Annotated in this window: 12 protein-coding genes; 6 read left to right on the plus strand and 6 right to left on the minus strand. The window is 61.2% G+C overall.

Going from position 1 to position 17,069, the window contains the following annotated elements; translation table 11 throughout:
* The first annotated feature begins 212 nt into the window (after positions 1-212).
* Positions 213-1,622 (plus strand): hypothetical protein, encoded by a 1,410-nt coding sequence (locus tag O3675_RS00545; RefSeq protein WP_371570250.1) that lies wholly within the window; start codon positions 213-215, stop codon positions 1,620-1,622.
* Between the two features lie 356 nt (positions 1,623-1,978).
* Here O3675_RS00545 and O3675_RS00550 read toward each other — a convergent pair whose 3' ends face one another.
* Positions 1,979-3,388 (minus strand): MFS transporter, encoded by a 1,410-nt coding sequence (locus O3675_RS00550; RefSeq protein WP_371570253.1) that lies wholly within the window; start codon positions 3,386-3,388, stop codon positions 1,979-1,981.
* Positions 3,389-3,569: 181 nt separating this feature from the next.
* Between O3675_RS00550 and ftsY the strand changes: the two genes are divergently transcribed.
* Both ftsY and O3675_RS00560 read left to right on the plus strand, forming a co-directional pair.
* On the plus strand, positions 3,570-4,679 hold the full coding sequence (gene ftsY, locus O3675_RS00555; protein ID WP_049354759.1) for a signal recognition particle-docking protein FtsY: 1,110 nt from the start codon (positions 3,570-3,572) through the stop codon (positions 4,677-4,679).
* A 235-nt stretch (positions 4,680-4,914) separates the two neighbouring features.
* Positions 4,915-5,961 carry a glycosyltransferase gene (locus O3675_RS00560; RefSeq protein ID WP_371570256.1) on the plus strand — a complete coding sequence of 349 codons (1,047 nt, stop codon included), beginning with the start codon at positions 4,915-4,917 and terminating at the stop codon, positions 5,959-5,961.
* Positions 5,962-6,110: 149 nt separating this feature from the next.
* Here the strand turns inward: O3675_RS00560 and O3675_RS00565 are convergent, their stop codons facing one another.
* Positions 6,111-7,013: a PIN-like domain-containing protein gene (locus tag O3675_RS00565; RefSeq protein WP_371570259.1), complete on the minus strand. Its 903-nt coding sequence runs from the start codon at positions 7,011-7,013 to the stop codon at positions 6,111-6,113.
* 438 nt (positions 7,014-7,451) lie between these two features.
* Here O3675_RS00565 and O3675_RS00570 point away from each other — a divergent pair, with 438 nt between their 5' ends.
* Entirely contained in the window at positions 7,452-8,063 is a 612-nt protein-coding gene (locus O3675_RS00570) for an ANTAR domain-containing response regulator (protein ID WP_005509159.1), read from the plus strand.
* A 255-nt stretch (positions 8,064-8,318) separates the two neighbouring features.
* Here the strand turns inward: O3675_RS00570 and O3675_RS00575 are convergent, their stop codons facing one another.
* The 3 genes from O3675_RS00575 to O3675_RS00585 all read right to left on the minus strand — a co-directional run bounded on the left by O3675_RS00575 (position 8,319) and on the right by O3675_RS00585 (position 10,583).
* Positions 8,319-8,567 (minus strand): hypothetical protein, encoded by a 249-nt coding sequence (locus O3675_RS00575; RefSeq protein WP_005506231.1) that lies wholly within the window; start codon positions 8,565-8,567, stop codon positions 8,319-8,321.
* Between the two features lie 98 nt (positions 8,568-8,665).
* A complete protein-coding gene (locus O3675_RS00580) occupies positions 8,666-9,172 on the minus strand; it encodes a PaaI family thioesterase (protein ID WP_005509158.1) in 507 nt (168 codons plus the stop codon).
* A 133-nt stretch (positions 9,173-9,305) separates the two neighbouring features.
* Positions 9,306-10,583, minus strand: a complete 1,278-nt coding sequence (locus tag O3675_RS00585; RefSeq protein WP_049341347.1) for a dicarboxylate/amino acid:cation symporter — start codon at positions 10,581-10,583, stop codon at positions 9,306-9,308.
* 444 nt (positions 10,584-11,027) lie between these two features.
* Here O3675_RS00585 and polA point away from each other — a divergent pair, with 444 nt between their 5' ends.
* The gene (gene polA / locus O3675_RS00590; protein ID WP_371570263.1) at positions 11,028-14,039 is read left to right on the plus strand and encodes a DNA polymerase I; all 3,012 of its coding nucleotides are present in this window, start codon (positions 11,028-11,030) and stop codon (positions 14,037-14,039) included.
* A gap of 763 nt (positions 14,040-14,802) precedes the next feature.
* Positions 14,803-16,257, plus strand: coding sequence for a 30S ribosomal protein S1 (rpsA, locus tag O3675_RS00595; RefSeq protein ID WP_005506223.1), 1,455 nt, complete (start codon positions 14,803-14,805; stop codon positions 16,255-16,257).
* A gap of 156 nt (positions 16,258-16,413) precedes the next feature.
* On the opposite strand, the gene coaE is transcribed toward rpsA, so the two are convergent.
* Positions 16,414-17,049, minus strand: a complete 636-nt coding sequence (gene coaE / locus O3675_RS00600) for a dephospho-CoA kinase (protein ID WP_049353143.1) — start codon at positions 17,047-17,049, stop codon at positions 16,414-16,416.
* Positions 17,050-17,069: the final 20 nt, after the last annotated feature.

A 17,069-nucleotide genomic window follows, 5' to 3' on the forward strand; every position in this document is an offset into this window, starting at 1 on the left:
TCATAATCAGCAGGAATAGCACGTTCATATTGAGACGCAGTCAGTTCGTTGATAGTCTACACATGGATATTTCACCAAACTGCACCACCCATCTTGGCTGGCTAGCACCCGCCACATCTAATAGACACGGTCCAACAGGTGCAGCACCGGAATATCCATCATGCGTCCACACTACACTCACGAGAACTATGGCTAAACCCCCAGGAAAACCTGTGTCCTTCATCGAACGCGACCTCTCATCCGGTCCCGTGCCTGCCCTCAAAGCGCAGCGCCCCTCCACAAAAACTAAGATGAGTAATACCGAACCCGCCGCCAACCCCCAGAAACTGGCCGCCTACCGCACCTGGGTCCCCGCCCTCATCATCTGGGCGCTAGCCTGCGCAACCCACCTCGGCACCTTCGCCTACTCGCTCGCCGAAGACCAGCGGAACCCCCTCAGCCACGAAAACAAAAACCACAACGGCCTCCTCTCCTACCTCAACATCTGGGACGCCGGCTGGTACCAGGGCATCTACAAAGAGTGGTACCCCACCGAACTACCCCTGCGCGCCGACGGGTCCGTATCCTTCAACTCCTGGGCATTCATGCCCCTCCACTCAATGATCAGCGGCAAAGTCGCTGACACTTTCGGCATCGAATACCGCCTCGCCGCAGTCGGAGTCAGCCTCGCCGCCGGCCTCGCCCTGGCCGTTGTGCTCTACCGCCTCTTCATCGGTAGCCTGAACTGGCGTGCCCGCGGTGTCTTCGATACTCGCACCCTCGTTGGCGATGAGAGCCGAAACCGCATCGCCCTGTGGGCGCTCGCCGTGTACGCATTCAGCCCCGCGAGCCCCATCTTCGTCACCGGTTACGCCGAGGCTCTTTCCACTCTGCTCCTTGCCCTGAGCGTCTGGTGTGTGGCGCGTGAACGCTACATCCTGCTCCTACCCGTAGCACTTCTGGCGGCGCTGTCCCGACCTCTGGGCGTGCCACTTGGCGCATTCGTCGGCCTATGGTGGCTATGGTGCACGGTCTCTGACTACCTCGCCCGCCGCTCCGATGACTCCTCGCAGTCTGTCCTGTCGGATGCGTGGGCTGCGTTCCGCGGACGCATCGGCCAGCTCCTCGGCGCGCTACTGGTCTGCAGTTTCGCATTCGTGCACCCCCTGCACGCGGCTCTGCGCACCGGACGTATGGATGCGTACCTCGCTACGGAACTCGGCTGGAGCTTCCGCAAGGTCGAAGACGGCCACCAGTACTTCGCCCAGTGGGTCCACCAATTCAACCTCTACTACGTGGGCTCCGTACCCGCCATCATCATGTGGGCTGCCCTGGTGCTCCTCATCCTGAGCTTCTACTGGTGGATGTCGCAGAAGTTCACCCGCACCCTGCTGCACCCCGCCCTGTGGCTGTGGACCGCCTGCTACGCCGGATACCTGTTCATCTTCTGGCTCCCGACGTCGTCTACGTTCCGTATTCTGCTGCCGCTGTTCCCCCTGTCGCTGCTGGTCGCCGCCTACCTGCCGAAGAGCCGCGTGTACCGCCTCCTGCTAGTGCTCATCGGTTTGCTCGGCTCCGCCCTGTGGATGCGCCTGCTCTGGGGCGGCCCGGACGTGATTGGTCCCGTCTGGCTGCTGCCCTAGAAGGGTTAGTTGTTTGGAGAGGGCGACCAAAACACACGAAGCGGGGGAGTGTGGCTTCCGTGGGTTAGTTGTTTGAGATGGCGTATCGGACAACGCTCGCGGGGGAGTGCCCCCTCTTCAGCGCCTGGGGGCGCTTCGAGGACGGAGCCCCCGCCTCGCGTGTCCGGTACGCCCTCTAGGTCGCCTACCCCTCGGGTTGGTGATAGAAGGGGTTGGCCTGGGGTTTCCTTCTCGGGTCAGCTTGCCTGCATCTGGGGTTCCATGTTGTTGGCTTGCTCTGCCAGCTCACCTCTCGTACACATAAAGCCGGTGCCTGCTTCGCAGCAGGCACCGGCTTTTTACTTATTAGAGAGCTCTTAGCGGCCCGTGTAGTCCGCGTCCGCAATATCCTTCGGCCAGCGCGCCTTGCGGAACGGCGCCCACGTGAACGCCGCCGCCACCAACAACAAACCACTGATAATGAACGCCGGAACAAAGCCCCACGCATCCGCAATCATGCCAGCCACCAGCGGGCCCAAAATCATACCGAAATCGCTACACATCTGATACACCGCCAACACCTGACCACCACTGCGACGAGTACCAATCACATCAGACACCGCAGCCTGAATCGACGGACCCATAAACGCCGCACCAATACCCAGACACGCCGTCAACGACACAAACACCCACGCCACCGGCGCGAAACCCATAAACGTCACCGCCGAACCCGCCAACAGCAGACCCGAAAACGCCATCACACGGCGACCAAAACGATCCGAAAAACGACCCGAGAACGTCTGCGTCAACGCATTACCAAACGAGTTCGTCGCCATCGCCAAAGACGCCAACAAAGTACCCGCAACCGAATTCGACATATCGCCACCAGTCGCCAAATACGCCGCCGCCAACGGAATAATCGACGACTGCACACCAAACACCGACCAGCCAATCGCCCAATTCGAAACCAGCGCAGAACGGTAATTCGTAAACTTCAACGCGTCACGAACCGTCATCGCAGGCAGGTCGCTCTTACCCGAAGAATCTCCAGGCTTAGCGCCCTTACCGGATGCGCCAGCCTGAGTGTCAGCAGGGGAAGGCGCCGCCGACGGCAACACCACGGTACCCTTACCCTCAGCCAGTGCCGCCGCCTCCATAATCGCGTCACGCTCCGCCTCTAGTGCAGCCTGCGACGGCATCAAAAACCACACGATCAGGCCCGCCGCCGCCAGCGAAAAACCATACACAATGAACGGCGCACGCATACCAAACGGCGCCAGCGCGCTCGCAATCACCGGGCCCAGCAAGTTACCCAGCAGGAACGCCGTCGCATAATAGCCCGAAATACGGCCACGCATATGCGCCGGGGACAAGCGCACCAGCAGGCCCATCGCAGAGACCGTGAACATGACCGAGCCGATACCCGCCACCGCACGCGAACCCAGCAGCACCCAATAATCCCAGGCGAACGCAATCATAAACGACGTCACCGACACGATCAGCATGCCAATCGTGTACACCGGACGCTCACCCCAGCGGGTAATCAGCTGACCCGCCGACGGCGCAAAAATCAGGCGCGTGATCGCCAACGCAGAAACCACCATCGTCGCCATCGTGACCGTCGCATTAAAGTTCTGCGCATAGTTCGGTAGCACCGGCGCCACCAAACCAAAACCCACCGCAATCATGAACGATGCAGCAATCAGAACCTTCAAGCCGGTCGGCACACGGTTCGGGTCAATCGTGCGCGGGTCAAAAACAGGCGGTGTTTTGGCAGGGTTCCTCATGTTCATCCTCGAAATCGTGCGGTGCCGTGCGGCAGCCGCGGGCCCCACCCGCAACCGCCGGCAATATGTTCGGCTAGAAAACTTTAATAGTTTCCAGTCTACTCCGCCGACAGCCGGGCATGCGCGTAACCTCGACCAGCCAAACCGCCCAAACCGGTAAGCTAGTAGTGTGAACGAAACGATGATGATGATTTGCGCGATTGTGCTGGGTGTACTGGTTATCGCCGGTGTACTTTTCGCCGTTCTGCGCCGACCCAAGAAGACCGCGGACCTGCAGTCTTTGCGCCAGGAGGCGGCTAAGGCCTCCGGCGGATCGGCGGAAGAACCCGAAAGCTCGGCACCTCGCGCTATTGAACTTGATATGCCCGACCCGTCCGCGGGTCGCCTGGTGCGCCTGCGTGCCCGCCTGGCACGCTCCAACAACATGCTCGGCAAGGGCCTGCTGGCTCTGCTCTCCCGCGACCGCATCGACCAGGACGTCTGGGACGAAGTGGAAGAGACCCTGCTGCTCGCTGACCTCGGCTCTGAGCCGACCACCCGCCTGGTGGAGGCGCTGCAGCAGCGTGTGCGCGTTGAGGGTACGAGCAACCCCGCCGCCGTGAAGAAGATGCTCCGCGAAGAGCTCGTGAAGATTGTTCGCCCCGACATGGACCGCGAGCTGAAGACCGCCGGCAGCGACGGCAACCCCGGCGTGGTGCTGGTCGTTGGCGTGAACGGCGTCGGTAAGACCACGACCGTCGGCAAAATCGCCCGCGTGATGGTCGCTGACGGTCAGACCCTGCTCCTGGGCGCCGCGGATACGTTCCGTGCGGCCGCCTCCGAGCAGCTGACCACCTGGGGTGACCGCGTGGGCGTGAAGACCGTGCGTTCCGAGAAGGAAGGCGCCGACCCCGCATCCGTCGCGTTTGATGCCGTGAAGGCTGGCAAGGAGCAGGGCGTCGACACCGTGCTCGTGGACACCGCGGGCCGCCTGCAGAACAAGTCCGGTCTGATGGATCAGCTCGGCAAGATCAAGCGCGTTATCGAGAAGGAAGCGCCGGTCACCGAGGTTCTGCTCGTGATTGATGCGACCACCGGCCAGAACGGTATGGTTCAGGCGAAGGTCTTCGGCGATATCGTGGACGTCACCGGTATCGTGCTGACCAAGCTCGACGGCACCGCAAAGGGCGGCATCGTGGTCGCTATCCAGGAGGAGCTCGGCGTTCCCGTCAAGCTCATCGGCCTGGGTGAAGGCCCGGACGACCTGGCGCCGTTCGACCCCGAAGCATTCGTGGACGCGCTGCTGGACTAACATCCTTTATCTCTCCGCCGAGAAGCCACATGTGTTTCGAGAAGCCACCAAAGACGTGGCTTTTCGAAACACATGTGGCTTTTCGCGGTTATTGGGCGGGTAATGACGACGGGCAGCACACGATGCGGGGCTCTGGGATATTCTGAAATTAGAAGATGCGCCAGCCCTTCAGGCGGCACCGAGCATCGCACACCATACAACCCAATTCACCCCGAACCTCAGCGAAGGAGCCACCATGGCAGCCACCCTCCCCGGAACCCTCCCCAGCGCCAACTACCGACCCACCTACCGCCCCAACGGCGCATGCGACGACCTCGCCGCACTCGTTGCACCGTACAGCCTTTCGCGCGCCCAGCTCGCTGAAGCTACCGGCATCGCTGATGAGGCTACCGTGAACAGCTGGGTTGAGCAGTGCCGCCCCGACCTCGCGGCGGACGCGCCCGCGCCCCTGGAACCCGTGATGCGGTACCTGGACGAAACCTACCTTCCCGACCCCGCAAACTGGCCCGGCAGCAACGCCTACGACGAGTTCGTCCTTGAGAACATTGCCGCCCGCATGCTGGCACGTGTTGTTGCTGAGTCCTTCGGTGCTGACCGTTCGGGTAGTTACCGCAACCTTCTCGCGCTCGTTGCAACCCTTGTGCTGATCGCCCGATGCTGGGCTGGCACCGATGAGGCTTTCTTGACCCTGCTCAACTCTGAGCCTACCGCGGAGGTGGAAAAGTACCTGCAGGAGGCTATCGCGAACGCCCCTGAGTCCTTGCATCCCCTCCTGATCGAGCTGCTGCTGCCCGCCCTGCGTGAGGCGCGCGGCACCTTCACCGCCGCCGAGGCGCAGCTGCTCACCGGCTACGCGCTTGCCGCCGGATACTACGCGGGCGAGCACCCCTACGAGACTCTGAAAGGCATCCACGTTGCGTTTGCCGCAGATGACCGCGCACTGCCCAATGATGAGCTGATGACCCGTGTTGAAGACGTCCTCAATGCTAACTTTTCCGCCGCCCGAGCGGAAGCCGGCGCTGCTGTCGAGAACCAGGAGCCGCACCAGTTCACCCTGCCTGGCGACCAGGACGGCTACGAAACCGCCGCGCACCTGATTGCTGCCCTGCCCCAGGCGCACGACGTTATTGCTTTCAGCACCCAGCCCGGTGAAGGAACTAATGCGCTCGCCGCCGACCGCCGCGCCGCTTTCACCCTGTACCTGTGCTACCTGCTCCTCGGTGATGACGATTCCTTGGAGCAGCGCGCCGCGGAGCTGTACCGCGCCAGCCGTGAGAACTAGGTTTTCGCGCCCTACTTTGATTCTGTAGACACCTTGCCCGCAGACGCTAAGAAGCCACATGTGTTCGGAACACATGTGGCTTCTTGCGGTTAATGGTGGTGGGTGTGGTGTGGTGGGATTATTCTCGACGGTGACTGTGCACGGCGAATTTACACAGCTACGGGCTGTTCCGCGCGAATCGCGCTGTAGGTCGCGTCGCTGACGGTCACGCCGTACTGGTTGGAGGCGAGCCGCAGGATCTCCTCGACGGTGTAGATGCGGAACACGCCGCCTCCGGTTGCCTTGGCGTATTCACGCAGCAGCTGACGGTTCGCGAGCTGACGCACGGGTTCGCCGCCCGATGCGGCGCGTACCTGCTGACCGTTGCGCAGCCAGGTGTCGCGCACACCGCCGGTGACGAAGACGCAGTCGGTGCCCTTCACACGAGTGGTTGCTTCGGTAACGCACTGGTTCCAGAGCGCGAAGTCGGCGTCAAAGCTGGCGTTAGCGAGCAGCGGGTGGCCCTGTGCGAGGGCTTCACAGCACTGCTGTTCGTGGCGTTCGGGGCTGGGTGCGGCACCCACGTGCCCGGTGAAGATGCGGTTTAGTCGCGGCAGGATTGTGTCATCTTCGCGGCGTGCCATGTTGATGGATCCGGTGTCGGTGGTGGGTTCAAGGATCTTCATGATCTGCGCGATGGAGTGGTCCAGCTGGTGCGTGACTGAACGCAGCGCGCTCCAGGGAGAGTTGCGTTCTTCGGGCAGGGTTTCTTTGAAGGAAGCGAGTGCTGAGCGGACGCGTTCTGCGGCGGCGGGTACGGGGGAGGCGCCGTCGAGTGCTGCCCAGAATTCTTTGAGTGCCTGGTGGGGGAGGAAGGCGTGTCCGCGCAGCTGCGAGTAGACGCGGAGGATTTCGTCGCTAACGTGGGTTGGGTAGTTGTAGAGACTTGCAAGCGCGGTGGAGTCGAAGGCGACGAGAATTCCGGGGTGAATGGAAGTCAGCGGGGCGCGATCGAGTTCCTTGTACTCGACGAAGTCTGAGTACAGGGTGCGTGCTTGACGGGTGATTGACATGAATCCCCTCCGGGTGTCGAGTATGGTCGGTCAAATGCGAGTGCCGGAGAAGTCGAGGAGAATAATCCATTCCAGTGTATCGGCCTTCTTTGGCAGGTGATGGAGTTTCGGTATAAATATTTTGTTTATTACGTTTGTATCTAACCCGATGACGCGTTAATGCATGTCAGAGTCATTTTCGGGCCTATGTTTTAGGTGTGAATTTCGCCGCGTATGTATATGGTGTGAGGGTTTTTCTTTGTGGTTATGAGCAGTATAGAACAAAAACATGCATTAAGATGCAAAATCTGCGTGGTGGCTCAAAAATGACGAAAGAAAACTCCTCTCACCTGCACATAGGGCGCATATAACACGCGGGGGACAAGGCGAGAAAGTAGATGAACATTTATTCCCTCCTGTAGACTTTAAGTGATTCAAATTTGATAAAGGAGAAGAGTAATGTCAGAGCTGACCACTCAAAATCAGGCGGAGGAGCAGGGTCCCGCTCGCACCGTCGTCGTGGCAGAAGATGAGGCATTGATTCGCCTCGACATCGTTGAAATTCTGAAGGACCAGGGTTTCGATGTTGTTGCAGAAACCGATAACGGCAAGACCGCCGTCGAGCTAGCACAGAAGCACCGCCCCGACCTCGTCCTCATGGATGTGAAGATGCCGATTATGGACGGCATCACCGCAGCCGAAGAAATCGCGAAGGAGCAGATTGCTCCCGTCGTTCTGCTGACTGCATTCAGCCAGAAGGAACTCGTTGACCGTGCCGTTGAGGCAGGCGCTATGGCGTACGTCGTCAAGCCGTTCTCCCCGAACGATTTGGTTCCCGCCATTGAGGTGGCAATTAGCCGCTACGAGCAGATTCGCGCTCTCGAGAAGGAAGTGGGCACCATCCGCGACCAGTTCGAGACCCGCAAGCTCGTTGACCGCGCAAAGTCGCTGCTCATCACCAAGATGAACCTGACCGAGCCGGAAGCATTCCGCTGGATTCAGAAGACCTCCATGGACCGCCGCCTGTCCATGCGCGAAGTTTCTGACACCATCATCAAGCAGCTCTCCTAAGCACAAGACGTGCAAAGTACGTGACAGTACAGGTACGAATGCACGCTACGGCGAAGACTAGGAATCGCCGCTGAGCACACACGGCTGGTGCAGTGATGAACCAGCACCTTTATTCATGACACACAAACGCCCCACCCCTCACGATAAAGCTGAGGGACGGGGCGTTCGTGTTTAACGGTTCGCGTGTTAACGGTTCGCGGGTGTGCGTTGTAACCCGGCGCTTAGCGCGGGCGGGAACCCGGCGCTACACGGAACTTAGCGCAGGTAGCGGTTCAAATCGTCTTCGTCATTGTTCGGGCCGCTAATCGGGCGGTCCGTGGGGGAGCCAGCCCAGAGCATTCCGCCGGTACCGAGCATCACGCCCAGCCACCAGAAGCTGCCGGGGTTGTTGATGGCGGTCACCAGGCACACCAGCATCACGCCGATTGCGATGGGCAGGACAATGCGCTTGGCGCGCACAATCTTCGGGTAACGCTTGAAATAGGGGGTGCGCTCGCGGGCCATGGTGCTCCTTCTGGTCGTACCTTCTGGTGGGGTGTTGGCGGGGTGCCGTGTACCCCGTGCTTCTACGATTTTAGGCTACTTGCTGAAGTTGTAGGACGTTAGGCGGTGGGGCGGGGGATCAGCATGTTGGTGATGCGTGCGGTGCAGGTGGTGCGGCCGCGCTCATCCACAATGTCGATGGTGTGGATGCACAGGGTGCGTCCGAGCTTGACGGCGGTGCAGGTTGCGGTGACCACGCCGGAGACTGCCGGGCGCACGTGGGTTGCGTTGATGTCCACGCCGACTGCTACGAGGTTTTCGCCGCCATGCACACCTGCGGAGAGCGATCCGAGGGTCTCGGCAAGGACCACGTTGGCGCCGCCGTGCAGCAGGCCGATGGGCTGGGTGTTGCCGGCGACGGGCATGGTTGCGACGGTGCGTTCTGCGGTGAGTTCCTGGAACTTAATGCCCATGGCGGGGATGAGCTCGCCCAGGCCTCGGGGGAAGTAGGGGTGCAGGTGTTCGGGGATGCCGCTTTCGGTCAGCTGCGCCTTGATTTCTTCTGCGGTGAGGGTGGTGGGTGCTGCCGCGCGGACGGGTGCGTGCTGTGTGTTGTTTTCAGTCATGACTTCCAGTGTACTCCTTGGTTTTTGTTGTTTTGGGTGGGATAGCTTTTCTGGAGTGCTTCCGGGTACGGGTCAGCCCCGCCTCCTGAACTCAGGAGGCGGGGCTGAAAAACGCTATGTGAGCGGATGAGGATTAGGCGGAAATAGCTTCTGCCTTTTCGATGTCCTCGTCGCGGATTTCCTTATCGGGGTTCGCTCCGATTGCCTTGGAAATGCGCTCGGTCAGGGTTGCGATGGTCGCGTCACCGGTCACGTTGGTTGCGGTGCCGAAGGAGTCCTGAGCCAGGTACAGGGCAATCATCAGGGCAATCATGGAGGCATCGAAACCAAGCATGGACTGCAGCAGACCGATTGCGGTCATCACGCCACCGCCGGGAACGCCGGGAGCGGCAACCATCATCACGCCGAGCACCAGAATCATGGGGATCAGGCTACCGAAGTCGGGGTGCTGGCCGGTCATGAACAGCACAGCCACCGAGCAGGAGGTAATGGTGATCATGGAGCCGGAGAGGTGAATGGTTGCGCACAGCGGAATCGCGAAGTCCACCACGCGGGGGGAGATGCCAGCCTTCTTTGCAGAACGCACGGTCACCGGGATGGTCGCAGCCGAAGACTGGGTACCGATTGCGGTGAAGTATGCCGGGAGCATGGTCTTGAGCATCTGGATGGGGTTGCGGCGAGAAATCGCGCCAGCCACCGAGTACTGCAGCGCCAGGGTGACCCAGTGCAGAATAATCACCATGACGAACACAAGACCGAAGACGGAGAGGATCTTCGCCACCTGACCGGCAAGGGTCATGTTCGCGAACACGCCCACAATGTGCACCGGCAGCAGGGGGATAATCACGTAGCCGAGCATCTTCTCAACGATGACCTGGAAGTCCTCGAAGAGGTTCAGCATCGCACGGGTCTTCAGTGCGGTAATGCCCAGGCCCAGGATGAAGGAGAGAATCAGTGCGCTCAGCACGCCCATAATCGGGGTCAGCTCGAAGGAGATGTAGCCCTTGGACAGTGCGTTCTCGGGGTTATCGAAGGAAGCGAGCTGCTGACCCTTCAGGATGATGGGGTAGAGCAGCAGTGCGCAGGTCAGTGCCAGGAAGCCAGCAAGGATGCTGGAGATGTACGCCAGACCCACGGTGATGCCGAGCATCTTGCCCGCACCCTGCGCGAGGGAACCAATGCCGGGCACGATGAAACCGATAATAATCAGCGGAATCGCGAAGCTCAGGAAGGCACTGAATACGGTCGAGAAGGAGACGAAGAGCTGCACAATGAGGTCGGTGGGGATGGCTGCGCCGGTTGCGTCATTGATGCCGCTAATCATTCCGGGGGTCAGCATGCCGATGAGCACACCCGATGCGATCGCGATGATAATCCACGCGAGGAGGGGAAGTTTTTTGAGTGCCTTCATAGGTTTCCTAAATGAGGGTTCGTTGTGTGTTGAGCGCGGGAGGTGCCCTCACAGTCCGATGAATCCTGCCGGTGAATTCTGGGTAGAGTTCTGCCTATGAATACACGGGGTGTGGGGGGTTCCTACGCTGGAGGCGATAATAAGGTTATATATTATCTGGAAACCGTATTATTATCCACCTCACATAGTGGCTTAGGGCACAGTTTTTGGGAGAAAAACTCACCAAACGCACCCCACCGGCACCTACATATGAGGTAAAACTCTTTCCACACACCCCGTTATTCCGCTATATGGCACAGCGCCGGCACTCAACACAGTACCGGCACTCAACACAGCGCGGGCGCCTCCCCACAGGGCTAACCCGCAGCCACCGAAACTAGCCCCCCGAACCCAGCAGCCACGAAGCCAACCACCGAGCAAACTCAGACTCGATACACTAGAGGAGTGACTACAGAGAACAAAACCCTCCTGCTCATTGACGGACACTCCCTGGCCCTACGCTCCTTCTTCGGCATCTACACCATGGCCGAAAAGACCGGCCAGCACATTTTCGTGCGCAGCGACGGCCAACACACCGAGGCCGTGCACGCCTTCCTCTCCACCCTGCTGAGCATCATCAAAGACAACCAGCCCAGCCACATCGCCGTAGCCTTCGACCTGCCCGGCGGCACCTTCCGCACCGCCGAATACGGCGAATACAAGGGCGGCCGCAACGCCATCCCCGAAGCCTTCAACGGCCAGATCGACCTCATCAAAAAGATGCTCGGCGCGCTCAACATCCCCGCGCTCACCTACGAAAACTACGAAGCCGACGACATCGTCGCAACCCTCACCCGCCGCGGCACCGAAGCCGGCTACAAGGTCCTCATCCTCTCCGGCGACCGCGACATCTTCCAGCTCGTCACCGACGACGTCACCCTGCTCTACCCGGTCACCACCGGCCCCTCCAAGGGTATTCAGCGCATGGACCCTGCCGCCGTCGAAAAGAAAACCAAAGTACCCCCGCACATGTACCCCGACCTCGCCGCCCTCACCGGCGAACAGGCGGACAACCTGCCCGGCGTACCCGGCGTAGGCCCCGGCTTCGCCGCTAAATGGCTCGGCGAATACGGCTCCCTGCAGGGTGTGCTCGACAACCGCGACAAGATTGGCGGCAAGAAGGGCGAGGCGCTGCGCGAGAACGTGGATAACGTGGTGCGCAACCGCCGCCTCAACCAGCTCGTCAACGACCTCGACCTGAACGTCACCCTCGAAGACACCGCATTCACCCCCGACCTGGATGCACTCAACACCTTCTTCGACGAAGTAGAGTTCCGCACCATCCGCAAGCGCGCCGCCGACACCCTCGGTCCCATCGTACGCGCCGCCGGAACCGCAGGTCCTGCAAGCTCCACCGCAGAAGCAGGGGAGGAGGGCGCCACCAAGAAGGCACCCACCGGCCCCGTCTACGCACCCATTGCCACCAGCGAACCCACCAAAAACGCAGACGCAGCAGCATTCCGAGCCTTCTGCGCCTCCGCAGCCGAAGAAAACTACGGCACCGACGAACAGTGCGCGCCCATCGCCGTACCCGAACGCCTCGAAGGCGCCGTGACCCTCTACCCGGTCACCAACCTGCCCGTAGCACGCCCCGCCATCGGCGACGCACCCGCCGTCAAGGTCACCAAAACCAAGATCCGCGCCGCCGAAGAAAACCCCGAACTGCTCGGCGTGCTCCTCACCAGCAAGAACACCAGCCTCTGGATCGACACCCGCACCATCGACCCGGAACTCGACTCCGCCCTCGCCGCGTGGCTCTCCGACGAAGCAGCCCGCAAAATCGTCATGGACCTGAAGGTTCAGCGCAAACTCCTGCGCGCCTACGGCTACGAACTCGCCGGCGCCGTCGAAGACCCCGCCCTATCCTCCTACATGTGCGGCTTCATCCCCACCGCAACCCGCAAGCTCTTCTCCGAACGCATGGAAGACCTCGCCGAACGCTACCTCTGGATCCCCAAGGACCCCTACGCGCAGCTCGTCTTCCAGCCCGAAGAAGACGAGGCAGAACCCTCCCTCTTCAGCCTGCCCGGCGAAGCCGAACCCGTCGACAACCTGCGCTACTTCACGCAAATCAGCCGCATCATCCACGAACTCGCACGCCTGCTGCACTTTGAAATGGAAGAACACGGCCAGCTGAAGGTCTACGAAGAAATCGAACTGCCGCTACTCTACGTCCTCGCAGACATGGAGCAGGCAGGCATCGCCGTCTCCGACGCGCTCCTTGCCGAACTGCACGACACCTTCTCCGCACGCGCTAACCAGGCACAGGACGCCGCACGCACCATCATCGGCGACACCGTCCAAACCGACGACGGCGAAGAACCCCTCAACCTCGCCTCCGTCAAACAGCTGCAGACCGTGCTCTTCGACAAGCTCGCCCTGCCGCACACCCGCAAAATCAAGTCCGGCTACTCCACCGACGCCGAATCCGTCACCGAACTGCTCACCAAAATCTCCCCGGAGTCCGACGGTGCCGCATTCCTCGGTGCGCTCGCCGCCTACCGCGACAACATCAAACTCGTGCAGACCGTCGAAGGCCTGCAGAAAGCAGCCGCCGACGACGGACGCGTGCACACCACCTTCCAGCAGGGTGCCGCCTCCACCGGTCGCCTCTCCTCGACTGCGCCGAACCTGCAGAACATCCCGATCCGCACCGAAGAAGGCCGACGCATCCGTGGCGCCTTCATTGTCGCGCCCGCACCCGTCGACGGTGTGGAGTACGAGGGTCTACTCACCGCCGACTACTCGCAGATCGAAATGCGCATCATGGTGCACCTCGCCGCCGACGAGAAGCTCATCGCAGCCTACGAAGCGGGGGAGGACCTGCACCGTTACGTCGGCTCCGAAGTCTTCGGCGTAGCCCCCGAAGACGTCACCCCCGAGCAGCGCTCCAAGGTCAAGGCAATGTCCTACGGCCTGGCATACGGCCTGTCCCGCTTCGGCCTCGCCAAGCAGCTGAACATCAGCTCCGACGAAGCAGGCGAATTGCGCACCAACTACTTCAAACGCTTCGGACGCGTGGGACGCTTCCTGCGCGGAGTGCTCAAGCAGGCACACCAGGACGGCTACACCGAAACCATTTTCGGCCGCCGCCGCGTGCTGCCCGACCTGGACTCGCCCAACCGTGTACGCCGTGAAGCCGCCGAACGTGCCGCCCTCAACGCCCCGATTCAGGGCACCGCCGCGGACATCATCAAGATTGCCATGATCAACATTCACCGCCGCCTGCGCGAAGAGGGCCTGAAGACCCGCATGCTGCTGCAGGTGCACGACGAAATCATCCTCGAAGTCGCCACCGGTGAGCGTGAAGCCGCCGAACGCGTGCTCGTCGAGGAGATGAGCGGTGCCGCCTCCCTGCGTGTTCCTCTGGATGTGCAGGTCGGCTGGGGCAAGTCCTGGCAGGAGGCGGGCCACTAGGCGCGTTTCTTCTCTCGGCTCTGCACGGAAAGCGGTATTCGTCCTCGTTCCTACAGGGGCACCCGCCCTCGCTTCGCTTCGGGCACCCTGATGTCACTACGGACGATACCGCCTTTCCGCGCTGGGGGTAGCAGGTCACCGAGCGGGTGCGGCCGCGTTTTCCGGGTAGCTGCTCAGCGAGCCGCTCTTGGCCCCGCTACCGGAGCGTGCCGGTGCACCTTCCGGAAGCGACATCAGGGTACCCTCTCGGGTGCTCTCCGCAGCGAAGCAAGGAGAGAGCGGAGCGCCCGAGAGGGTGGGTTCCCCTGTAGGAGCGTAGGAAGGTGCGCACCGGTCGCATCCTTGGGTGGGGAGAGGAACGAGGGCGAACGCCGTCCCTCAACTTCACAAGCAAACAAAACCGCAAATAAGTACGGGAATCCCGGGCGCGTAACCATTGACGACACGCCCGGGATTCCCGTACACTATTAATCGCGTGTACCAACGTACGGGTTTTCTATGCTCTTTTTCTCCTTAAGAAAACGGGGAGAAGACGGGCACAGACCGCTCGCACACCCTGCTGAGAGCATCTGCTTCCGGTGGGTGGTACACATTGTAAGTATCCGTCAGCTCGACGTTTCCTCACTCCGTTCAAAGGTGTTAACGGCCCTATGCCGTGCGCGCCGGGGTGAAACAGTGAGCCGGTTGGTGCCTCCACCCGGAGGTGTTGAGCGGCGAACCGGCAGCGTCGACCTATTAGAAATCCAATTGGAGCCCTCACTACATGAGCACCAACATCCCTCAGGTCGCAATCAACGACATCGGCGACGAGCAGGCATTCCTCGAGGCAGTCGAGAAGACCATTAAGGTCTTCAACGACGGCGATCTCGTCTCCGGCCAGGTCGTTAAGATCGACCACGATGAGGTTCTGCTCGACATCGGTTACAAGACCGAAGGCGTCATCCCCTCCCGCGAGCTGTCCATCAAGCACGACATCGACCCCTCTGAGGTTGTCGAGCTCGGCTCCGAGGTTGAGGCACTCGTCCTCACCAAGGAGGACAAGGAAGGTCGCCTGATCCTCTCCAAGAAGCGCGCACAGTACGAGCGTGCATGGGGCGACATCGAGAAGGTCAAGGAAAACGACGGCGTCGTTACCGGTACCGTTATCGAGGTTGTCAAGGGTGGCCTTATCCTCGACATCGGTCTGCGTGGCTTCCTGCCCGCATCCCTCGTTGAGATGCGCCGCGTCCGCGACCTCGCACCTTACATCGGTCAGCAGATCGAAGCTAAGATCATCGAGCTGGACAAGAACCGCAACAACGTTGTTCTGTCCCGCCGTGCATACCTGGAAGAGACTCAGTCCGCTGTTCGCTCCTCCTTCCTCAACGAGCTGGAGAAGGGTCAGGTCCGCGAGGGCGTTGTCTCCTCCATCGTCAACTTCGGTGCATTCGTGGACCTGGGTGGCGTGGACGGTCTGGTTCACGTTTCCGAGCTGTCCTGGAAGCACATCGACCACCCGTCCGAGGTTGTCGAGGTTGGCCAGCCCGTTACCGTCGAGGTTCTCGAGGTGGACCTGGACCGCGAGCGCGTGTCCCTGTCCCTCAAGGCAACCCAGGAAGATCCGTGGCAGGCATTTGCTCGCACCCACGCTCTGGGTCAGATTGTTCCCGGCAAGGTCACCAAGCTCGTTCCCTTCGGTGCATTCGTGCGCGTTGAGGACGGCATCGAGGGCCTCGTCCACATCTCCGAGCTGGCAACCCGCCACGTTGACCTGGCTGAGCAGGTCGTCTCCGTTGGTGAAGAGGTCTTCGTTAAGATCATCGACATCGACATGGACCGCCGCCGCATCTCCCTGTCCCTCAAGCAGGCAAACGAGGGCGTTGACCCCAACGCTACCGAGTTTGACCCCGCTCTGTACGGCATGGCTGCAGAGTACGACGAGGCTGGCAACTACAAGTACCCCGAGGGCTTCGACCCCGAGGCTAACGAGTGGCTGGAAGGCTTCGACGCACAGCGCGAGGCTTGGGAAGCACAGTACGCAGAGGCACAGGCTCGCTTCGAGGCTCACAAGGTTCAGGTTGCTAAGGCTCTCGAGGCTGACGCAGAGGCTGCAGCAGCAGCTCCCGCAGCAGCTGAGCCCGCACCGACCTCTTACTCCTCCGAGGAGCCCGCTTCCGCAGGTACCCTCGCATCGGATGAGGCACTGGCTGAGCTCCGCAAGAAGCTGACCGGCAACTAATCTGCCGCTCAGATGAGCACTCATCAGGCGTAATAGCCGATAGGTAACCCCCGCGTGGGGTGCCTAGAGCAGGGGAACCCCCTCATCTCCCGTTTGGGAGGTGAGGGGGTTCTTTGCGTTATTGGGGGTTTTGGTTTGGTATTGCTGGGAAGGATCTTAGGCGGCGGTCATCTGCTCCCAGACGGCGCGCACCTGCTCGGCGGTCTCCTCCAGCGAGCCGCCATTATCAATAATCCAGGTTGCGACCGCCTCACGCTGCTCGTCGGTAGCCTGCGCGGCGATGCGGGCGCGCGCATCCTCCTCACTCATGCCGCGCGAAGATACGAGGCGCTGCAGGCGAGTCGCCAGGGGAGTGCGCACCACGACCACGCCCTCAAAGGCGGACGGGTCGCCGGTCTCCACGAGCAGAGGAATATCCTCCAGTACCACGCCGCTAAACCCGGGTTCGGACTGCGCCTGCTCCACCAGCTGCGCGGCACGCTCACGAATAGCGGGGTGCACAATCGCGTTCAGACGCAGACGCGCCTGCTCATCATTGAACACGATACGCGCCAGGGCGGGGCGGTTGAGGCGGCCGTCCTCATCGAGCAGATGCTCACCGAACTCCGCGACCGTGCGGGCGAGCACCGCCTCGCCGGGCTCCATGAGGGAACGGGAGATAGCGTCCGCATCCACCAGGAATGCGCCCTGCTCAACGAAGAGGGAGGCGATGGTGCTCTTGCCGCTGCCGATACCGCCGGTGAGGGCGTAACGGCGCAGGGCAGTGGAGGCGGGGGAAGAAGGCTGGGACATGGACGGTGCTCCTGACGGGC

It is taken from the genome of Rothia sp. 27098_8_27 (genome assembly GCF_041432805.1).
Taxonomy (GTDB): Bacteria; Actinomycetota; Actinomycetes; order Actinomycetales; family Micrococcaceae; genus Rothia; species Rothia mucilaginosa.

Excerpts from the sequence above, each read along its gene's own strand:
- O3675_RS00580 (WP_005509158.1), bottom strand. The coding sequence starts at position 9,172 with ATGACTGAAAACAACACACAGCACGCACCCGTCCGCGCGGCAGCACCC.
- O3675_RS00575 (WP_005506231.1), bottom strand. The coding sequence starts at position 8,567 with ATGGCCCGCGAGCGCACCCCCTATTTCAAGCGTTACCCGAAGATTGTG.
- coaE (WP_049353143.1), bottom strand. The coding sequence starts at position 17,049 with ATGTCCCAGCCTTCTTCCCCCGCCTCCACTGCCCTGCGCCGTTACGCC.
- O3675_RS00560 (WP_371570256.1), top strand. The coding sequence starts at position 4,915 with ATGGCAGCCACCCTCCCCGGAACCCTCCCCAGCGCCAACTACCGACCC.
- O3675_RS00550 (WP_371570253.1), bottom strand. The coding sequence starts at position 3,388 with ATGAGGAACCCTGCCAAAACACCGCCTGTTTTTGACCCGCGCACGATT.
- O3675_RS00565 (WP_371570259.1), bottom strand. The coding sequence starts at position 7,013 with ATGTCAATCACCCGTCAAGCACGCACCCTGTACTCAGACTTCGTCGAG.
- rpsA (WP_005506223.1), top strand. The coding sequence starts at position 14,803 with ATGAGCACCAACATCCCTCAGGTCGCAATCAACGACATCGGCGACGAG.
- O3675_RS00570 (WP_005509159.1), top strand. The coding sequence starts at position 7,452 with ATGTCAGAGCTGACCACTCAAAATCAGGCGGAGGAGCAGGGTCCCGCT.
- ftsY (WP_049354759.1), top strand. The coding sequence starts at position 3,570 with ATGATGATGATTTGCGCGATTGTGCTGGGTGTACTGGTTATCGCCGGT.
- O3675_RS00585 (WP_049341347.1), bottom strand. The coding sequence starts at position 10,583 with ATGAAGGCACTCAAAAAACTTCCCCTCCTCGCGTGGATTATCATCGCG.